Source organism: Rhodanobacteraceae bacterium (genome assembly GCA_024234055.1).
Lineage (GTDB): Bacteria > Pseudomonadota > Gammaproteobacteria > Xanthomonadales > SZUA-5 > JADKFD01.
On the sequence record JACKOW010000023.1, the window covers coordinates 1 to 18,209 of the forward strand.

Consider the following 18,209-nt stretch of genomic DNA (forward strand, 5'->3'; position numbering starts at 1 on the left):
ACTTGAGCGCCTACGGCGTGTTGGCCATGGCCCTGCTCATTCCGGGTCTGATCCTCACATTCCGGGGCACTTCACGACTGGCGAAGCAAGTGGCTCTCACCTGGCTCACGCTGTTCACACTGCTGCAACTGATCGAATTCAAGGAAGTGCGGTATCTGGGCTTCCTGGCGCCGCTGACGGCCTTTGTCATTGTTGCCGCGATCCGTGCTCTGGTTCGGATGCGGAAAAGCTATGCCTACATGCTGTTGCTGATCTGGTGCGTCGACGCCTACGCCATTGTCGGCGAAGCAACGCGATTGCGTGCCTCTTACTACAGGGATGCGATCACCGACTTCCTAGCTCCGCTACCGCCAGCCGGCGACCTGAAAGCGCAGGTGGTGGTCAATCTGCCGCTGAGTTTTGTGTCACCCGAGCGATACGCCTTCCATCGCGATCGATACCACCGCGTATCCCACGTGATAGTTGATGTGATTCAGGCGCTTTGCAGCTATCCCTACCAGCGCGTCGGCGCACTGCAGGTCGGCCAGCAACTCGATCCGTATCGACTTCCGGAAGCTACGATCGTGCTGTTCGCCAGCGATGTCGCCAACCGGCGCCCTCCGTTTCGACCGCACAACTCGGCCTTCGCCAAACCGGGCTTCTATCAGTTGCTGGGAGTGACAGTGCCGGTCACCCTGCGGCGGAACGGAGATGCTTACGAACTGATCCAGGCCATCGGGCAACCGATCATCTTTCTGCCAGCCATGGGCAGCCGAGCGCCACCGTCCCTGTCGGAAGATCGCTTCCCGGCCAAGTCCTTACTGGCTACGCTGGGGCTGGACCAGGCGCCTGAAGAAATGACGCTGATGGGAATCCGGGTGATGCGCTTCTGCACCGAGCGCGGATGCCAATAGTTCCTGTCAGTTCGGCAAACTCACGGCCCGGTCATTGCGCGACGAGGTCTGTCCCTCTGTCCAATGGCGGCTCCGGAATGCCAGACTGCTGGCTTCCGGCCCTCTCCGGTCTGGCGCGACCACTGCCTCCATGATCATGCATTCCCCCTCCGGTCGCTGGAAGCTTGGTCTGGCATTGGCCATCGCCACCGCCTTGATGTGGGCCACGCTGCCGGTGGCGCTGAAGCTGGCGCTGGAGGTCGTGGACGCCTACACCCTGACCTGGTTCCGCTTCCTGTTTGCGACGGTGGCGCTGGGCGCATTCATGGCCTTGCGCGGTCAGTTCAGGCAGTTCTCCGGGCTGTCGCGTAACAGCTGGCTGTTGCTGACCATCGCCGCGGTGGGCCTGATCGGCAATTACCTCGGCTATCTGCTGGGGCTGAATTACACGACACCGGCGAACGCACAGCTGTTGATCCAGCTGGCGCCGCTGCTGATGGCGGCTGGCGGCGTGATCGTCTTCAAGGAGCAGCTGCGGCCCGCACAATGGCTGGGCTACGGTGCGGTCGCGTTGGGTCTGCTGCTGTTCTTCCTCGAGCAACGTGGACGCGCCGCCGAGCCGGTCAGTTTTTCCTTCGGAGCCAGCCTGATTCTCGGCGCCGCCGGCAGTTGGGCGATCTATGCGCTGGCACAGAAGCAGCTGTTGCGACGGCTCGATTCTCAGGCCGTGCTGTGGGTGATCTACGCCAGCGCCGCCGTGGTTCTGCTGCCACTGGCACAGCCCAGACACCTGCTCCATGTCGACGGGCTGCACTGGTTTGCGATCATCTATTGCGCGGTCAATACCATTGGCGCCTACGGTGCGTTTGCCGAAGCCCTGGCCCATTGGGAGGCCTCGCGGGTCAGCGCCATTCTGGCCCTGACGCCGCTGTTGACCGTGGCAACGGTGAGTATGGGCGCCGCTTTCGTGCCGGGGCTGATCGCGCCCGAGCGTATCGGCGTGCTCGGGTGGACCGGCGCACTGGCCGTGGTCGGCGGCTCGGCCGCGGTGAGTCTGCTGGGACGGCGTCGGCCACTGGCCTGAGCACGCCGATTGCCGGGCAGTGCGATCATCGGACTCCGCCCTTATGCACGGAATCCGCGCCCATGAGCGACAGTCCCACGGATGCTTCGGCCCATGACGGTCAGACCTCGCCCCACGGTCATCACCTGCGCTTTCACCTGCCGATCTTCCATCGCAGTTCGGTGTTCGGCGACAACTGGTTTGCTCTGAAGGCCGAGGCTTTTGCCCGATTCTTCGGCACCCCCTTCTTCCTGGTCACGCAGACCATCATCGTGGCACTGTGGATCGCGCTCAACACCTTCGGCTGGACCCATTTCGATCTCTATCCCTTCATTCTTCTGAATCTGGCTTTCAGTCTGCAGGCCGCCTACGCGGCGCCGCTGATCCTGTTGGCGCAGACTCGACAGGCCGACCGCGACAAAGCCCTGATGCTGGCCGATGCCCAGCACCGTGAAGCGCTGGCACTGGCCAGTGAACAGCGCGCCATCCTGGCCAATGAGCAGATGCAGAAGCTGCTGGAACTGCTCGACCAGAACACCCAGCTGACGGCTCTGAACCAGCAGATGAGCGAGCGCATCGAGGCGCTGACGGTGCAGATCCACCAGCATATCGCGCAGAGCTGATGTCGACGGCGGAGTGGCTCGTCGGCGTACAATGGCGTCAGTCGCGCAGCGGTCGCGACCCAAGGTCGCTCCTACGGACACACGCTGGTGCGGGACACAAGGTCGCTCCTGCGAACACATGCCTGTGCAGGAACACGCTCGCGGCGCGACCGTCATCATCACCCCTGACAGAACCCGCAGAACGCCATGGCCCAGAAGCCCCTGAACCAGAACAAGCTCGATCAGATCGTCGCCCAGAGCCGCAAGGCCGCCGAGCAGCGCGGCCATGGCTATCGAGAACAGGCCCTGAAGATGTACCCCTGGATCTGCGGCCGCTGTGCGCGCGAATTCACCCGGGTGAATCTGATGGAACTGACCGTGCACCACCGCAATCACGATCACGACTACAACCCGCCCGATGGCAGCAACTGGGAACTGCTGTGCGTTTACTGCCACGACAACGAACACTCGCGCTACACCGATGCCCAGTACGGCAGCCTGGGCGGCGGCGAGGTCGCTGCCAGCATCGGTCACAATCCCTTCGCGGCGCTGGGCGCGCTGTTGAAGAAGGAGTGAGAAGGGGCACGGGGAACGGGAATCGTAAGGTAGGCTGACCGCGAAACGGGCTACCAGACACCCTCGGTAGCCTGTGGGAGCGGCTTCAGCCGCGACTGGCGGGTACCGGCCCCGCGGCGAAGACTTCGCGGGCAGAGCCCGCTCCCACAGTTTGCAACCCAGCCTGTGCGCGAAGGCCAAACTGCCAACCATGGCATCTGCGTCCGCCTTCATCCGTGGTGGAATCAGGCTCAGATCAACCAGGAGTTGACGATGTCTCGCTGCGGCTGTTTGGGGGTTCTGCTACTGGCTGTCTGCGTAGCGGATGCCAGCGCCCAGGGCTTTGACTGCAACACACCGGCCACACCAACGCTGGTCAGCCCGGTGGTGCTCGGCAATGGTCAGCCCGGCAGCGTCACGCGCGCGCAACTGCAGGCGGCGCTGGATGCAGGCGGCGCCATCCAGCTCAACATCAGCAACGCCACGCTGGTGCTGGATGCCACGCTGCAAATCACCCGCGCAGTTCAGATCGACGGCGGCGGCGCAACGCTCTCGGGTGGCAATGCGCGACGGGTCATCGAGATCAGCAATCCGCAACTGGCCAACTACGACATCCTGCTGAAGAACCTGATCCTGCGCGACGGCGATGCGCGCACTGCGAGCGGCGACGAGTTCGCCCGCTCCGGTGGCGCCATCCTCAACGACCACGGCAGCGAGCCCTGGCGTGCTGTGGGCTTGCAGGCTTTCGATGTGCAGTTCGTCGCCAACCGGGCCATCGATGTAGCCCAGGACGGCGGCGGTGGTGGTGTCTATCTGCTGGGCATGCGCGAGTTCGTCTGCGTGCGCTGTCGTTTCGAGGGCAACCAGGGCAGCAATGGCGCCGGTTTCTATGGTCTCGGCACTCAGACCATCCGCTTCTACGACAGCCTGTTCCTGGGTAATCTGACCACCGGCGATGGCGGCAATCCTGGCAGTGGCGGCAATGGCGGCGGCTTGGCCATCGATGGTGCCGAGCGTGAACTCAGCCTGTGCCGGACCACGCTGGCCGACAATCACGCCAACGCCTTTGGCGCCGGCCTGTTCACCACGGTCTACGACCAGACCAGCATGACCCGCATCTGGCAATCCAGCCTGATCGGCAACATTCAGGACGGCAACGACCAGCACACCGGGGGCGCCTACATCCAGGGCGGGCCGGTGTCGATCCGCGACAGCACCTTCGCCAACAACAGCGCCAATGGCTATGGCGGACTGTCCTTGTTCGATCACCAGACCGGCGCTGGCCTGATCACCAGCGGCGGCGAAATCGTCTCCAGCACCTTTGTCGGCAACATCGCCCGTGATGGCCTGGGCGGTGCCATGAACTTGCAGGGCACGGCGCCCCTGCTGCTGCAGAATCTCACCATCGCCGGCAATCGCGCGCTGTGCGGCGTCTGCTTTGCCGGCGGCATCGCCAATGGTCAGAACCGGCCGATCACGCTGCGCAACAGCATCTTCTTCGACAACACCGGCGGCAATGCCTTCAATCCCTGGGCGCTGCTGAATCCGGTGCAGGCTGGCTCCAACAACATCCAGTTTCCGCAGGTACGCCCGAACAGCTTCGGCCAGCAGGAATTGCCGGTGACCCCTGATTCGGTCTATGCCGATGCCCTGCTGGCGCCGCTCGCCGACAATGGCGGGCCCACCCAGACCATGGCACTGATGAGCGGTTCACCGGCCATCGATACCGGCACCGCCAGCGGCGCGCCCACCACGGATCAGCGCGGATTGCCGCGCTTTGGCGCCGTCGACAAGGGAGCGTTCGAAGTGCAGCCCGCGGGATTGTTTGCGAATGGCTTCGAGTAGGGCGGACCGCGGGAGACCGTAGCCCGGGTAAGCCGAAGGCGCACCCGGGAGGTTTCACGGTAGAGCCCCCGGGTGCGCTGGCGCTTACCCGGGCTACTTGCTGCCTGTGGGAGCGGCTTCAGCCGCGACGGGTGCCTGGCGGATTGCCACCCAGGCAACGGCCTTGGCAGGAGCGACCGTGTGTCGCGACCGGCGGCTTCCAGCGTTTACGGTCGCGCCACAAGGGCGCTCCTACCAGGGACCGGTCTCCGCCAACAGCATCGCGGACAGAGTCCGCTCCCACAGGATTCCGGACGCTGGATGGCTACAGGATATAGCGACTCAGATCCTCGTTCTGGACCAGATCAGACAGTTGCTGATCGACGAATTGCGCGTCGATGGTCACTTCGTCGCCGGCGCGCTCGGAGGCATCGAAGGACAGGGTTTCCAGCAACTTCTCCAGCACCGTATGCAGCCGACGTGCGCCGATGTTCTCCATGCGCTCGTTGACGTGCGCGGCGATCTCGGCGAGGCGGCGGATGCCTTCGGCGGTGAATTCCAGCTTCAAACCTTCGGTGCCCATCAGCGCCGAGTACTGGCGCGTCAGTGCATTCGAGGGCTCCGACAGGATCTTCTCGAAGTCATCGACCGTCAGCGCCTGCAGTTCGACCCGGATCGGGAAACGCCCCTGAAGTTCAGGAATCAGATCCGAGGGCTTGGCCATGTGGAATGCGCCGGAGGCAATGAACAGGATGTGGTCGGTCTTCACCGGGCCGTACTTGGTCGACACGGTGGAACCCTCCACCAGTGGCAGCAGATCGCGCTGCACGCCTTCGCGGCTGACATCGGCTCCCGCGTACTCGGCGCGACGGCAGACCTTGTCGATCTCGTCGATGAAGACGATGCCGTTCTGCTCGACGTTGTTGACCGCCTGCAGCTTGATGTCCTCGTCATTGACCAGCTTGGCCGCTTCTTCGTCGATCAGCAGCTGACGGGCCTTGGCGATCGGCAACTTGCGCTTGGCCGTCTTCTGGTTGGCCAAACCCTGGAACAGCCCCTTGAGCTGGCTGGTCATTTCTTCCATGCCCGGAGGCGCGGCAATCTCGACGCCGATCTGCTGGCTGAGCTCGATCTCGATCTCGCGATCATCGAGCTGGCCGTCGCGCAGGCGCTGGCGCAGCTTGTTGCGGGTGTCATTGTCGCGATCGACCGATTCGCTGGGATTGTGATCGAAGGACAAGCCGGTGCGTCGCGGCACCAGTGCATCCAGGATGCGCTCCTCGGCGCGCTCCTCGGCCTGGGTGCGCACCTTGGACATGGCCTGATCGCGGGTCAGCTTGACCGCCGCATCGGCCAGATCGCGGATGATCGCCTCGACATCCTTGCCGACGTAGCCGACCTCGGTGAACTTGGTGGCCTCGACCTTGACGAAAGGCGCATTCGCCAGCGTCGCCAGCCGCCGTGCGATCTCGGTCTTGCCGACGCCGGTCGGCCCGATCATCAGGATGTTCTTGGGCATCACCTCCTCACGCATCGCCGGCTCCAGCTGCATCCGGCGCCAGCGATTGCGCAAGGCAATGGCCACGGCACGCTTCGCGGCGTGCTGGCCGATGATGTATTGGTTGAGGGCCGAGACTATGTCTGTAGGGGTCATTTGAGGCTCTTGGTGGGAGGTAAAACGTGAAACGTAAAACGTCAATTGGGTTGCGGCACCGACCAGCGGGTCGGCAATACGACTAGACCTTCGATCCTGGCGACTTCATCAGGCCATTGAGCAGGCCGAAAACCTTGTACATGCGCTCCTGGATCGGCCCGATGTCTTCAACCAGGCCTACCTCGCGCGCGAGCCAGAGCTGCGTGTCCAGTTCCGAGAGTGAACCGCGTGCAATGAGCAGGAAGCGCCGCAGTTCGGCACGGGATCCCCTGGCGGAGCCCTCGGCAATGTTTGATGGGACGCTGATCGCGCTTCGACGCAACTGGCTGGAAATTCCAAACTTTTCGTCCGCCGGGAACTCAGCCGTCAAGCGAAAGACCGTCACGGCCAGGCGCATCGACTCCTTCCACAGCTCAAGATCGTAATGCGCAGGCCTGAAGCTGCCAGCGCCGAAATTGACGATTGACGTTTCACGTTTTACTTCGCCAACCACTTCACAACTCCTCAATCGTGAGGTTGTGATTCGTGAACACACAGATATCCGCCGCAATGTGCAGCGCGTGTTCGACGATCAGGCGGGGGGTGAGGTCGGTGTGGTCGAGCAGGGCCTTGGCGGCGGCCTGGGCGTAGTTGCCGCCGGAGCCGATGGCGATCAATCCGTTCTCGGGTTCGAGCACATCGCCGTTGCCGGTGATCAGCAGGCTGGCTTCCCTATCGGCCACGGCCAGCAGCGCTTCCAGCTTCTGCAAACGGCGTTCGGTGCGCCAGTCCTTGGCCAGTTCCACCGCGGCGCGGGTGAGGTTGCCGCCGTGCTTTTCCAGCTTGGCGTCGAACAGCTCGAACAGGGTGAAGGCATCCGCTGTGGCGCCAGCGAATCCGGCCAGGACATTGCCCTTGCCTAAACGACGCACCTTGCGGGCATTGCCCTTGACCACGGTGTTGCCGAGCGAGACCTGACCGTCGCCACCCATGACGACGTCGGCGCCGCGACGGACAGAAACGATGGTGGTGCCGTGATAGGACTCGCGCATGGTCATGATCTGAGCAGACAGGAGTCCCAGTCATGGGGTCGCCGGCGGGAATTCAAAGGGTGCAGCGGCTGGCCATGCCGATCATGATGGTGCGATTTCGGATCGCCGAGTTGCACTCGGCGCTTTTCGGCCCTCGGAGTCTGTTGGCGTGGTGATCGCGGACAGAGTCCGCTCCCACAGGGACCTTTCCCTTGACCCGGCAGACGCGAATCTGGGGCGCAAGCGAAAGATCGCGGCTTCACCGTGTCACGTAGGCCCGGTGGGCCAACGTGACCTACGGCCCTTGAGCAACCCGGCGCTCGGCTCTCCCGAGTCCCGAGTCCCGAGTCCCGAGTCCCGAGTCCCGGCGACACTAGGCCAGCGCTGCGTCCAGTTCGGCAATCAAGTCACCCACATCCTCGATGCCCACCGACAGGCGCACCAGGTTGTCATGGATGCCGAGCACCTGACGGCGTTCGATCGGTACCGAGGCATGGGTCATGATGGCCGGATGGTTGGCCAGGCTCTCGACGCCGCCCAGGGATTCGGCCAATGCAAACAACTCGCAGCGTTCCATCATGCGCGTGGCCGCGGCGAGGCCGCCCTTGACGTAGACACTGACGATGCCGCCGAAGCCGTGCATCTGGCGTGCCGCCAGCGCGTGTTGCGGATGGCTTTGCAGACCAGGATAGATGACCTTGTCGATGCCCGGATGACCCTGCAGATGCTCGGCAATGGCCATGGCATTGGCACAGGTGCGCTCCATGCGCAGGTGCAGGGTCTTGACGCCGCGCAGCGCCAGGAAGCTGTCGAAGGGGCCCTGGATGCCGCCGACCGAGTTCTGCAGGAAGGTCATCTGCTCGGCCAGCGCCGGCTCGTCACCCACAACAATGACGCCGCCGACCATGTCGGAATGACCGTTCAGATACTTGGTGGCCGAATGCATGACCATGTGCGCGCCGTGTTCCAGCGGCCGCTGCACCATCGGCGAGCAGAAGGTGTTGTCGACCACCAGGATGATCCCGCGGCTGCGGGCAAACTCACCCAGACGGCCGAGGTCGACGATCTTGAGCATCGGATTGGTCGGCGTTTCCGCCCAGATCAGCCTGGTTTCGGGACGAACGGCCGCCGCCAGCGCCTCGAAATCGTTGAGATCGACAAAGTCGAACTGCAAACCTGCCGATCGCCGGCGCACGCGCTCGAACAATCGGTAGGTGCCGCCGTAGACATCGTCCATGCAGATCACGTGGCTTCCCGAATCGAGCATGTCGAGCACGGTGCTGGTGGCCGCCAGGCCGGAGGCAAAGGCATAACCCTTGCTGCCACCTTCGAGATCGGCAATGCAGCGCTCCCAGGCAAAGCGGGTGGGATTGTGCGAGCGCGAATACTCAAAGCCCTGATGCACACCCGGACTCTGCTGCACATAGGTGCTGGTGGCATAGATCGGCGTCATCACTGCGCCGGTGGAAGGATCGGGCGACTGACCCGCGTGAATGGCGCGAGTGGCCAGAGCGTGCTTGGACATGGGATGGGCCGGAAGGTGAGGCGTGGGTGGGGGATTCTAGCGGGGATGGTGGTTGTGGGTTGTCGGTGTCAGTGTAGGAAAGAGCTGGTGCCTACGGCGGCCCAATGACGCGGGGCAGATCGGTTGCCATTCTGTGGGAGCGGACTCTGTCCGCGACGGCAGTCCGAGATGTGCCGCAGCCCTTGTCGCGGACAGAGTCCGCTCCCACAGTTGCAGGCCTGCCTTTTCCAATAACCGACGACCAACAACCAAGAACCAGCCCTCAGCGGGCCGGTCGCCGCAGCGCCCACCAGGTGATGGCGATCAGCACGAGCGGTGGCACCGCATTCACCAGGATCAGCCCGTCCTGGTTGGTCTCGGCCAGATTGATCAGGGTGCGTTGACCAAAATAGAAGCCGATGCCGAGCGCCATGCCCAGCAGCAGACGTTGGCCAGCGCCGCCGCTGCGCAGATTGCCGAAAGCAAAAGGTACCGCAGCAAAAGCCAGCGCCAGGCAGACCAGCGGATAGAACACCCGGAACCAGAAGGCGCTTTCGAAGGCCAGGGCGTCGAGCTGGTTGACCCGCGCATAGCGGATGGTTTCGGCGAGGTCGGCGGTGCCCTGCTGGCGCGGCCGCACGGTGTGCGATTCGATCAGCGATGGATCGAGCAGTGTGTCCACCTGATGGCTGTCCTCCTGCACGCTGACGATCTGCTCGTCACTGATGCTGTCGCGACTGAGCTTGCGCAGCTCGAACTGGCCCGCGCCGAAGCTGGCGCGTTCGGCCTTGATGACTTCCTGCAGGCGGGCGTCATCACCGAACTGGTAGCGCCAGACCTCCCAGAGTTCCAGCTGGCCGGGCCCGGTGATGACGATGCGCTTGGCATTCCACACCGCCTTGCCGTCACGAAGCCACAGTCCACTGCCACTGAAGGCCACGCCCTCGGACTTGGATTGGGCGGCCAGATCTTCGGCCATGCGGTCCGCGCGTGGGCCAATCCACTCGCCCAGCAGCAAGGCCACGACCAGCAGACAGGCCACCGCATAGACCGCCGAGATGCCGATTCGGGTGCGGCTGGCGCCTGCGGCCTGCAGCGCCACCAGTTCGCTGCGCGCGGCCAGCGCACCCAGACCCATCATCGTGCCGACGATCGCGGCCGTCGAAAACATCTGGTAGAGACGACGCGGCACCGTCAGCACCACGTATTCCAGCACCCGCAGCATGTCGTAGTCGCCGATGCCGATCTCGTCCAGCTCGTTGAGCAATGCCAGCAGGCTGTCGAATCCAGCGAAAACCACGCAGGTCAGGATGACGGCTGGCATCACCGCCTTGAACACCAGCAGATCCAGGCGCGTCATGGCTTGATGCCGAGTTGCGCCAGCGCCTGCCGGCCGCGCCGCCAGGCCAGCAGTTCGCGGCCCCAGGCCATGAATACGACGGCAACGAATGCTGCGTGCACCCACCAGGTACCGAGCCAGGCCGGCAAGGTGCCGGACACCGCCCACACCCGGGCCAGTTCGACCATATTGGTGTAGGTCAGATAAAGCAGAATGGCCACCACCATCTTGTCGAAGCGTGGCTGCCGCGGCGCACTCTGGGCCATGATCGGCGCCAGCATCAGCAACAGCAGCAGCACCACCGGCTGCGCCAGCCTGCGCATCAGCTCGGCCCTGGAATCGATGTCGTCGGCGCGCCACAGCGCTGCCGTCCGTTTCGACTGCCGGGGGTCGTCACCGCTATCGGTCTGGGTGCGGGGAAAGGCGATATCGGCCTGGGCAAAGTTGATGCGCCGGTAGTTGGGCTCACCGGGCTTGCCATCCACACGCTCGCCGGTCTCCAGTTTCAGCACGACTTCGTCACTGACCTCGTCGATCTCGATGGTGCCGGTGCGTGCGGTCAGCAGCAGTCGATGGCCGTCGCGCTCGCGCACCAGCATGATCTCCTCGACCGATCGCTGGTCGGGACTGACCTTGGAGACGTACAGCACGCCGGCATTGCCAGGCAATTCGACAAAACGCCCGGAGGACAAGCCGGCGACGGCGACCGAGCGCTGGGTCTCGGTGATCATCCTGGCCGCCACTTCACGTCCAAAAGGCGCAATGTAGAACGCGAGTGCCGCCTGCAGCAGCACCAGCAAGCCACCCAGCCGCAGCAGGGGGCGCAAAGTGCGCAGCGGCCCGTAGCCCGAGGCGGCCAGCACCGCCATCTCGCTGTCCCGGTACAGACGGCCATAAGCCAGCAACACCGCGATCAGACTGCCCAAGGGCAGCAGCAAAGTCATCGCATCGGGAATGCGCAACCCGATCTGGCTGAGCAGCAGCACCGGCGGGATGCGGCCTCGCGCGATCTTGTTCAGCACATCGGTCAGCAAACCCCCCAGCACCACCAACAGCAACACGATCAGCACGCCTGCCAGGGCGTAGCGCACCTCGCGTTCCAGATAGCGATCGACCCGCCGGCTCATGCCTTCGGGCCCATTGGGCAGACGCTGCGGCGAGGCCAGCCTGAAGGCAACCTGCGCCTACCGCCTGGGACTTGGCACTCTCGGTCAGGGACCATCCGGGTTAGACTTCCAGGTCTGCTAGCTGCCGGCGCCATGCCGGCAGGCTCGATGCTGCGCATTCTGCCCGCCGCACCGCCTACTTTGCCAATCCGATCCGGAGACCGTTCATGCTGGAGTTCAAGCGCCTCACCGTTCGACCCAAGGAAGTTGCCGCCTCGTTGATCATCGTCGGCGTCTACGAAGAGCGCATGTTGACCAGCGCCGCCGCCGAACTCGACACCGCCAGCAACGGCCTTCTGAAGCGGCTGATGGAGAGCGGCGACATCACCGGGCGCCTCGGCGCCACCGCGCTGCTACATCAACTGTCCGGACTGTCGGCACCGCGGGTGCTGGTGGTCGGGCTGGGCGAGCAGCGCAAGTTCGATGCTGCCCGCTTCCTGCGCGCCACGCGCGAAGCCCACAAGGCGCTGAAGGGACTGCCGGTGGAGGCCGTGGCCTCGTACCTGACTGAAGTCGAAGTCCCGAAGAAGGACATCGCCTGGAAGCTCACGCAGTCGGCGCTGGCTGCCGACTATGCCGCCTACAAGTACACCGCCACCCTGAAGGCCCGCGCCGAGCGTGTGGAGCTGCGTGAAGTGCATTTCAGCGCAGCCGGCTACGAGGGCGACGCACTCGATCGCGCCAGCGGCATCGCTGCCGGCGTGCGCCTGGCCCGCGAACTCGGCAATCTGCCGCCGAATATCTGCAATCCGGCCTATCTTGCGGATCAGGCCCACGAACTGTCGCGCCGCTACCCGGATATCGGCGTGGAAGTGCTGGAGCGTGCCGAGATGGAAACGCTGGGCATGGGCGCCCTGCTGGCGGTGGCGGCCGGCAGCGACAATGCCCCCAAGCTGGTGGTCATGGACTACAAGGGCGGCAGCGGCAAGCCCTATGTGTTCGTCGGCAAGGGCATCACCTTCGATACCGGCGGCATCGACATCAAGCCGGCTGCCGGCATGGAAGAAATGAAGTTCGACATGTGCGGCGCCGCCTCGGTCTTCGGCCTGATGGAGGCCGTCGCCCGGCTGAAGCTGCCGATCCGCGTGGTCGGCATCACCCCGGCGGTTGAGAACATGCCCGACGGCAAGAGCTATCGGCCCTCCGATGTGCTCAAGACCATGGCCGGGCATCAGGTGGAAGTGCTCAACACCGACGCCGAGGGTCGCTTGATCCTGTGCGATGCGCTGACCTATGCGCTGCGCTACGACCCGCATACGCTGATCGACATCGCCACCCTCACCGGCGCCTGCGTGGTCGCCCTGGGTTCGCACGCCACCGGCCTGATGAGTCACGACGATGAACTGGCAAACGAGCTGCTGGCCGCTGGCGAAACCACAATGGACCGCGCCTGGCGCCTGCCGCTGTGGGAGGACTATCAGAGTCAGCTGGAAACCGGCTTTGCCGACTTCGCCAACCTCGGCGGCAAATACGCCGGCGCCATCACCGCCGGCTGCTTCCTGAGCCGCTTCACCGAAGGCCAGCGCTGGGCCCATCTGGACATCGCCGGCAGCGCCTGGGACGCCGGCCGCAAGGGCACCGCCACTGGGCGCCCGGTGGCATTGATGGTGCAGTGGCTGATGTCTCAGAAGCAGTAAAACGTCAAAAGTAAAACGTCAATTGATCCCTGCGGCTTGATTGACGTTTTACGTTTTCCATCTTGAATGATTTCCCATGCCTCAAGCCGACTTCTATCTGATCGACAAACCGCGCTTTCGCGAGCAGCCCTTGCTGCTGGTGTGCGAGCTGGCGCGCAAGGCTTATCAGGCGCAGATCCCGACGCTGATCCTGACGCGCACACTGGACGAGGCCGAGGCGGTGGACGATCTGCTCTGGTCATTCGACCCGGATGCCTTCATTCCGCATCAGATCGCCGGCGACGATGAAGACGAGGTCACCGCCATTCTGATCGTACCGCCCGGGGCGCAGACGCCTGATCGGCCGATGCTGATCAACCTGCGCGAGGAATGCGCCGAAGGCCAGTTCGAGTCGGTGAAGGAAGTGGTCGCCGCCAACCCCGACGAACGCGAGGGCTCACGCAAGCGCTGGGCCGAATATCGCAAGCGCGGCTTTGACGTGCGCAAGTTTGATATGTAGGGAACGGCGAGATTGTGGGTGGTCGCTGTTGGCAATCGGGTCGCAAGCCATTGATCAATTGCCTCAACAAAAAGGGGCAGGGGGCAGGGGTCCAACCACGACGCATGATCTCACCGTGCCGCAACGTGGGTTCCCTGCCACATGGGGCCTGTTTGATGCCCCACAAGCGTACCGCCCGGAGCGACCGGGCCCCTCACCGGAAATGCGCATCCGCTTGGTTGACGATTTAGAGAAATCGGGCAGGGGCGGGTGTCCAACCTCGACTCAGGGGGCGGGGGGCAGGGGTCCAACCACGCCGCATGATCTGACCGTGCCGCAACGTGGGTCCCCTGCCCCCTGCCCCTTGCCCCCTTTTCGATCCGCGATCAAGCGCAGCGCCGAGAGCAATCTGAACTTCCATGGTTCAGACCCTGATCGGCGCCATCCCCATGCATACCTATGCGTATGTCACTCAAACGCACCCGCCACGGTCCATAATCGACGGTCTTGAGACGACCAACGACAGCCGCGGGAGGGCGCATGGACCAGAAGATCGATGTCACCAAGACTGATATCGACGCAGTCGAGACCCAGGAATGGCTGGATGCCCTGGAAACGGTGCTGGAGCGCGATGGCGCCGAGCGCGCGCATTTCCTACTCGACCGCATGGTGGAAGTCAGTCGCCGCGCCGGTGCGCTGCTGCCCTTCGACCCCACCACCGAATACATCAACACCATCCCGGCGCACCTGCAGCAGCCGATGCCCGGCGACAACGCGCTGGAGTGGCGTATCCGCACCATCCTGCGCTGGAACGCGATGGCCATGGTGGTGCGCGCCAATCGCAAGCCGGGTGAACTTGGCGGCCATATCGCCAGCTTCGCCTCCTCCGCGACGCTCTACGACGTCGGCTTCAACCACTTTTTCCACGCCCCCACCGACACGCACCCCGGCGATCTGCTCTACATCCAGGGGCACTCCTCGCCCGGCGTGTATGCCCGCGCCTATCTCGAAGGCCGCTTGAGCGAGGATCAGCTGGACCACTTCCGCATGGAAGTCGACGGCAAGGGCATCAGCTCCTATCCACATCCCTGGTTGATGCCGGATTTCTGGCAGACGCCGACGGTGTCGATGGGCCTGGGCCCGATCACCGCGATCTACCAGGCCCGCTTCTGGAAATACCTGGAACACCGCGGCTTGATCCCGCCCAGCAATCGCAAGATCTGGTGTTTCCTCGGCGACGGCGAAACCGACGAGCCGGAATCATTGGGCGCCATCGCCCTGGCGGGGCGTGAGGGTCTGGACAATCTGATCTTCGTGGTCAACTGCAATCTGCAGCGTCTGGACGGCCCGGTGCGCGGCAACGGCAAGATCGTGCAGGAGCTGGAGGGTGTGTTCCGCGGCGGCGGCTGGAATGTGCTGAAGGTGCTCTGGGGCGGCTACTGGGATGCCCTGTTCGGGCGCGACTCCAAGGGCATGCTGCGCAAGATCATGATGGAGACGGTCGACGGCGAGTACCAGAACTACAAGGCCAAGGGCGGCAACTACACCCGGGAGCAATTCTTCGGCAAGACCCCGGAAACGGCCGCGATGGTAGCCAACATGTCCGACAACGACATCTGGCATCTGAACCGCGGCGGCCACGATCCGCACAAGGTCTACGCCGCCTATTACGCCGCCACCCACCACGAGGGTCAGCCCACGGTGATCCTGGCCAAGACCGTCAAGGGTTACGGCATGGGCAAGGCCGGCGAGGCCCAGAACATCACCCATCAGCAGAAGAAGATGGATCTGGATTCGATCCGGGCCTTCCGTGATCGCTTCAACATTCCGATTCCGGACGACCAGCTGGAACAGGTGCCCTACTACCATCCGGGTGCGGACTCACCCGAGATCAAGTATCTGCAGGCGCGCCGGGCCGCGCTGGGCGGTTATCTGCCGCAGCGCCGGCGCAAGACCGATGAATCGCTGCCGACGCCGCCGCTGAGCGTGTTCGAGCGCCTGCTGAAGGCGTCCGGCGAGCGCGAGATCAGCACCACGATGGCCTTTGTGCAGGCGCTGAACGTGATCCTGCGCGACAAGGCCGTGGGTCCGCGTGTGGTGCCCATCGTCGCCGACGAGGCCCGCACCTTCGGCATGGAAGGCCTGTTCCGGCAGATCGGCATCTATGCGCCCTTCGGCCAGAAGTACAAGCCGATGGATGCCGATCAGCTGATGTACTACCGCGAGGATCAGGCCGGTCAGGTGCTGCAGGAAGGCATCACCGAGGCCGGTGCCTTCAGCTCCTGGCTGGCGGCGGCGACCAGCTACAGCACCAACAATCTGCAGATGCTGCCCTTCTTCATCTTCTACTCGATGTTCGGCATGCAGCGCGTCGGCGATCTGGCCTGGCTGGCCGGCGACATGCGCGCCCGCGGCTTCCTGCTCGGTGCCACTGCCGGTCGCACCACGCTCAACGGCGAAGGCCTGCAGCATGAAGACGGCCACTCGCATCTGCTGGCCGGCGCCATTCCCAACTGCAGGAGCTACGATCCGACCTTCGCCTTCGAAGTGGCGGTGATCCTGCAGTACGGCATGCAGCGCATGCTCACCGAGCAGCAGGACGAGTACTACTACATCACCCTGATGAACGAGAACTACGTGCACCCGGAGATGCCGGAGGGTGCGGCCGAGGGGATCATCAAGGGGATGTACCTCTTGCGGGACTCGGGACTCGGGACTCGGGACTCGAAGAGCAAGAGCAAGAAGTCGCAGCCGCACGTCAATCTGTTGGGGTCGGGCACGATCCTGCGGGAAGCTATGGCGGCGGCGGAGTTGCTGGCCAAGGATTTCGGCGTGGCCGCGGACATCTACAGCTGTCCCAGCTTCAACGAGCTGCGCCGCGATGGTGTGGATGTCGAGCGTCACAACCGCCTGCATCCGCTGGCCAAGCCGCGCGTGCCCTATGTTGCGCAGGTGCTGGCCAAGGCCGGCGGGCCTGCCGTGGCGGCGACCGACTATGTGCGCGCGTACGGCGAGCAGATCCGCCCCTATCTGCCACATGGCATGCGCTACACCGTGCTCGGCACCGACGGCTTCGGTCGCTCCGACACTCGCGACAACTTGCGTCGCTTCTTCGAGGTCGACCGCTACCAGATTGCCGTGGCCGCGCTGTCGGCATTGGCGGATGAGGGCACGATCGAACGCCAGCGGGTCGCCGATGCCATTGCCAAGTACGGCATCGACGCCGAGCGCCCGAATCCGGGGACGGTCTGACGCCAGTCCGGCCACCGATGGCGCTCGGGGCTGGTTGCTCCGCGCGCCATCCGGCATCCTCGGACCATCGAAACATTCACAGCGGAGTCGTCGATGAGCGAATTGCAAATGGCGCCGGAGCAGTTGTCGGCCTTTGTCCGCGGCATGCCCAAGGCTGAGCTGCATATCCACATCGAAGGCTCGCTGGAACCGGAGCTGATCTTTGCCCTGGCCGAGCGCAACCGGGTGTCACTGCCCTACGCCAGTGTCGACGCCCTGCGCGCAGCCTATGCCTTCACCAATCTGCAGAGCTTCCTCGACATCTACTACGCCGGCGCCAGCGTGCTGCTCACCGAGCAGGACTTCTACGACATGGCCTGGGCCTATTTTCTGCGCGCCAAGGCCGACCACATCACCCACGCCGAGCTGTTCTTCGATCCGCAGACGCACACCGATCGCGGCGTGCCCTTCAGCGCCGTCATCGACGGATTGCGCCGGGCCTGCGACCAGGCCCAGCGTGAGCTCAACATCCAGGCCGAACTGATTCTGTGTTTTCTGCGTCATCTGGATGAAGCCTCAGCCTTTGCCACGTTGGAGGAAGCCCGTCCGCACCTGGGCAAGTTCATCGGCGTGGGCCTGGATTCCAGCGAAGTCGGACATCCGCCGGAAAAGTTCGCGCGGGTCTTTGCGGAGGCCCGGAAATTCGGGCTGCGCGCGGTCGCTCATGCGGGTGAAGAAGGTCCGCCCGCCTACATCTGGAGTGCGCTCGATGTGCTCAAGGTCGAGCGCATCGACCACGGCGTGCAGTCAGTGAAAGATCCGGACCTGGTCGCCCGTCTGGTACGCGAACGGGTGCCGTTGACGGTGTGTCCGCTGTCCAATGTCAAACTCTGCGTGTTCGATCATCTGGCCCAGCACAATCTCAAGCAGATGCTGGACCTGGGTCTGGTAGCGACCGTCAATTCCGATGATCCGGCCTATTTCGGCGGCTACCTGAACCAGAATTTCATCGAGACCTTCGAAGCCCTGCCGCTCAGCGCCAGCGATGCCCTGACCCTGGCGCGCAACAGCTTCGAGGCCAGCTTTGCGTCGCCCGACCAGAAGCGCCTGCAGTACGACCGACTGCAGGCCTGTGCCGAGGGTTTTGCGCGTTAGTTTGCTTACCTGGTGTCGGTCGCTACTTTGGTGTAGGTCACGTTGGCCCAAAGGGCCTACGTGACGCCGCTCCGCTCGCTTACCGGCCCTAGCCCGCATATTTCATGAGGGAACGCGGG

At 63.9% G+C, this 18,209-nt stretch carries 15 protein-coding genes; 9 read left to right on the forward strand and 6 right to left on the reverse strand.

Features of this window, described 5'->3' with window-relative positions:
* Positions 1-26 precede the first annotated feature (26 nt).
* From H7A19_20060 to H7A19_20080, 5 genes are all read left to right on the forward strand, one after another.
* Positions 27-893, forward strand: a complete 867-nt coding sequence (locus H7A19_20060; protein MCP5477125.1) for a hypothetical protein — start codon at positions 27-29, stop codon at positions 891-893.
* 136 nt (positions 894-1,029) lie between these two features.
* Positions 1,030-1,956, forward strand: a complete 927-nt coding sequence (locus tag H7A19_20065; protein MCP5477126.1) for a DMT family transporter — start codon at positions 1,030-1,032, stop codon at positions 1,954-1,956.
* A gap of 62 nt (positions 1,957-2,018) precedes the next feature.
* A complete protein-coding gene (locus H7A19_20070) occupies positions 2,019-2,558 on the forward strand; it encodes a DUF1003 domain-containing protein (protein ID MCP5477127.1) in 540 nt (179 codons plus the stop codon).
* A gap of 186 nt (positions 2,559-2,744) precedes the next feature.
* Complete coding sequence (locus H7A19_20075; GenBank protein ID MCP5477128.1) at positions 2,745-3,113, forward strand: HNH nuclease family protein; 369 nt, start codon at positions 2,745-2,747, stop codon at positions 3,111-3,113.
* A gap of 252 nt (positions 3,114-3,365) precedes the next feature.
* Positions 3,366-4,937 carry a hypothetical protein gene (locus H7A19_20080; protein MCP5477129.1) on the forward strand — a complete coding sequence of 524 codons (1,572 nt, stop codon included), beginning with the start codon at positions 3,366-3,368 and terminating at the stop codon, positions 4,935-4,937.
* Positions 4,938-5,241: 304 nt separating this feature from the next.
* Here H7A19_20080 and hslU read toward each other — a convergent pair whose 3' ends face one another.
* The 6 genes from hslU to lptF all read right to left on the reverse strand — a co-directional run bounded on the left by hslU (position 5,242) and on the right by lptF (position 11,550).
* Positions 5,242-6,570 carry an ATP-dependent protease ATPase subunit HslU gene (gene hslU / locus H7A19_20085; GenBank protein ID MCP5477130.1) on the reverse strand — a complete coding sequence of 443 codons (1,329 nt, stop codon included), beginning with the start codon at positions 6,568-6,570 and terminating at the stop codon, positions 5,242-5,244.
* 82 nt (positions 6,571-6,652) lie between these two features.
* Positions 6,653-6,967, reverse strand: a complete 315-nt coding sequence (locus H7A19_20090) for a four helix bundle protein (GenBank protein MCP5477131.1) — start codon at positions 6,965-6,967, stop codon at positions 6,653-6,655.
* Between the two features lie 97 nt (positions 6,968-7,064).
* On the reverse strand, positions 7,065-7,601 hold the full coding sequence (hslV, locus tag H7A19_20095) for an ATP-dependent protease subunit HslV (GenBank protein MCP5477132.1): 537 nt from the start codon (positions 7,599-7,601) through the stop codon (positions 7,065-7,067).
* Positions 7,602-7,953: 352 nt separating this feature from the next.
* Complete coding sequence (locus H7A19_20100) at positions 7,954-9,105, reverse strand: PLP-dependent transferase (GenBank protein ID MCP5477133.1); 1,152 nt, start codon at positions 9,103-9,105, stop codon at positions 7,954-7,956.
* 262 nt (positions 9,106-9,367) lie between these two features.
* Complete coding sequence (gene lptG / locus H7A19_20105) at positions 9,368-10,444, reverse strand: LPS export ABC transporter permease LptG (protein MCP5477134.1); 1,077 nt, start codon at positions 10,442-10,444, stop codon at positions 9,368-9,370.
* Positions 10,441-11,550: an LPS export ABC transporter permease LptF gene (lptF, locus tag H7A19_20110; protein ID MCP5477135.1), complete on the reverse strand. Its 1,110-nt coding sequence runs from the start codon at positions 11,548-11,550 to the stop codon at positions 10,441-10,443. Before lptF ends, lptG begins: the two co-directional genes overlap by 4 nt.
* Before the next feature lie 206 nt (positions 11,551-11,756).
* On the opposite strand from lptF, the gene H7A19_20115 reads away from it, so the two are divergent.
* The 4 genes from H7A19_20115 to H7A19_20130 all read left to right on the forward strand — a co-directional run bounded on the left by H7A19_20115 (position 11,757) and on the right by H7A19_20130 (position 18,090).
* Positions 11,757-13,226 carry a leucyl aminopeptidase gene (locus tag H7A19_20115; GenBank protein MCP5477136.1) on the forward strand — a complete coding sequence of 490 codons (1,470 nt, stop codon included), beginning with the start codon at positions 11,757-11,759 and terminating at the stop codon, positions 13,224-13,226.
* 76 nt (positions 13,227-13,302) lie between these two features.
* Complete coding sequence (locus H7A19_20120) at positions 13,303-13,725, forward strand: DNA polymerase III subunit chi (protein ID MCP5477137.1); 423 nt, start codon at positions 13,303-13,305, stop codon at positions 13,723-13,725.
* A gap of 519 nt (positions 13,726-14,244) precedes the next feature.
* On the forward strand, positions 14,245-16,956 hold the full coding sequence (aceE, locus tag H7A19_20125) for a pyruvate dehydrogenase (acetyl-transferring), homodimeric type (protein MCP5477138.1): 2,712 nt from the start codon (positions 14,245-14,247) through the stop codon (positions 16,954-16,956).
* A gap of 93 nt (positions 16,957-17,049) precedes the next feature.
* Positions 17,050-18,090: an adenosine deaminase gene (locus H7A19_20130; GenBank protein MCP5477139.1), complete on the forward strand. Its 1,041-nt coding sequence runs from the start codon at positions 17,050-17,052 to the stop codon at positions 18,088-18,090.
* The last annotated feature ends 119 nt before the right edge of the window (positions 18,091-18,209 follow it).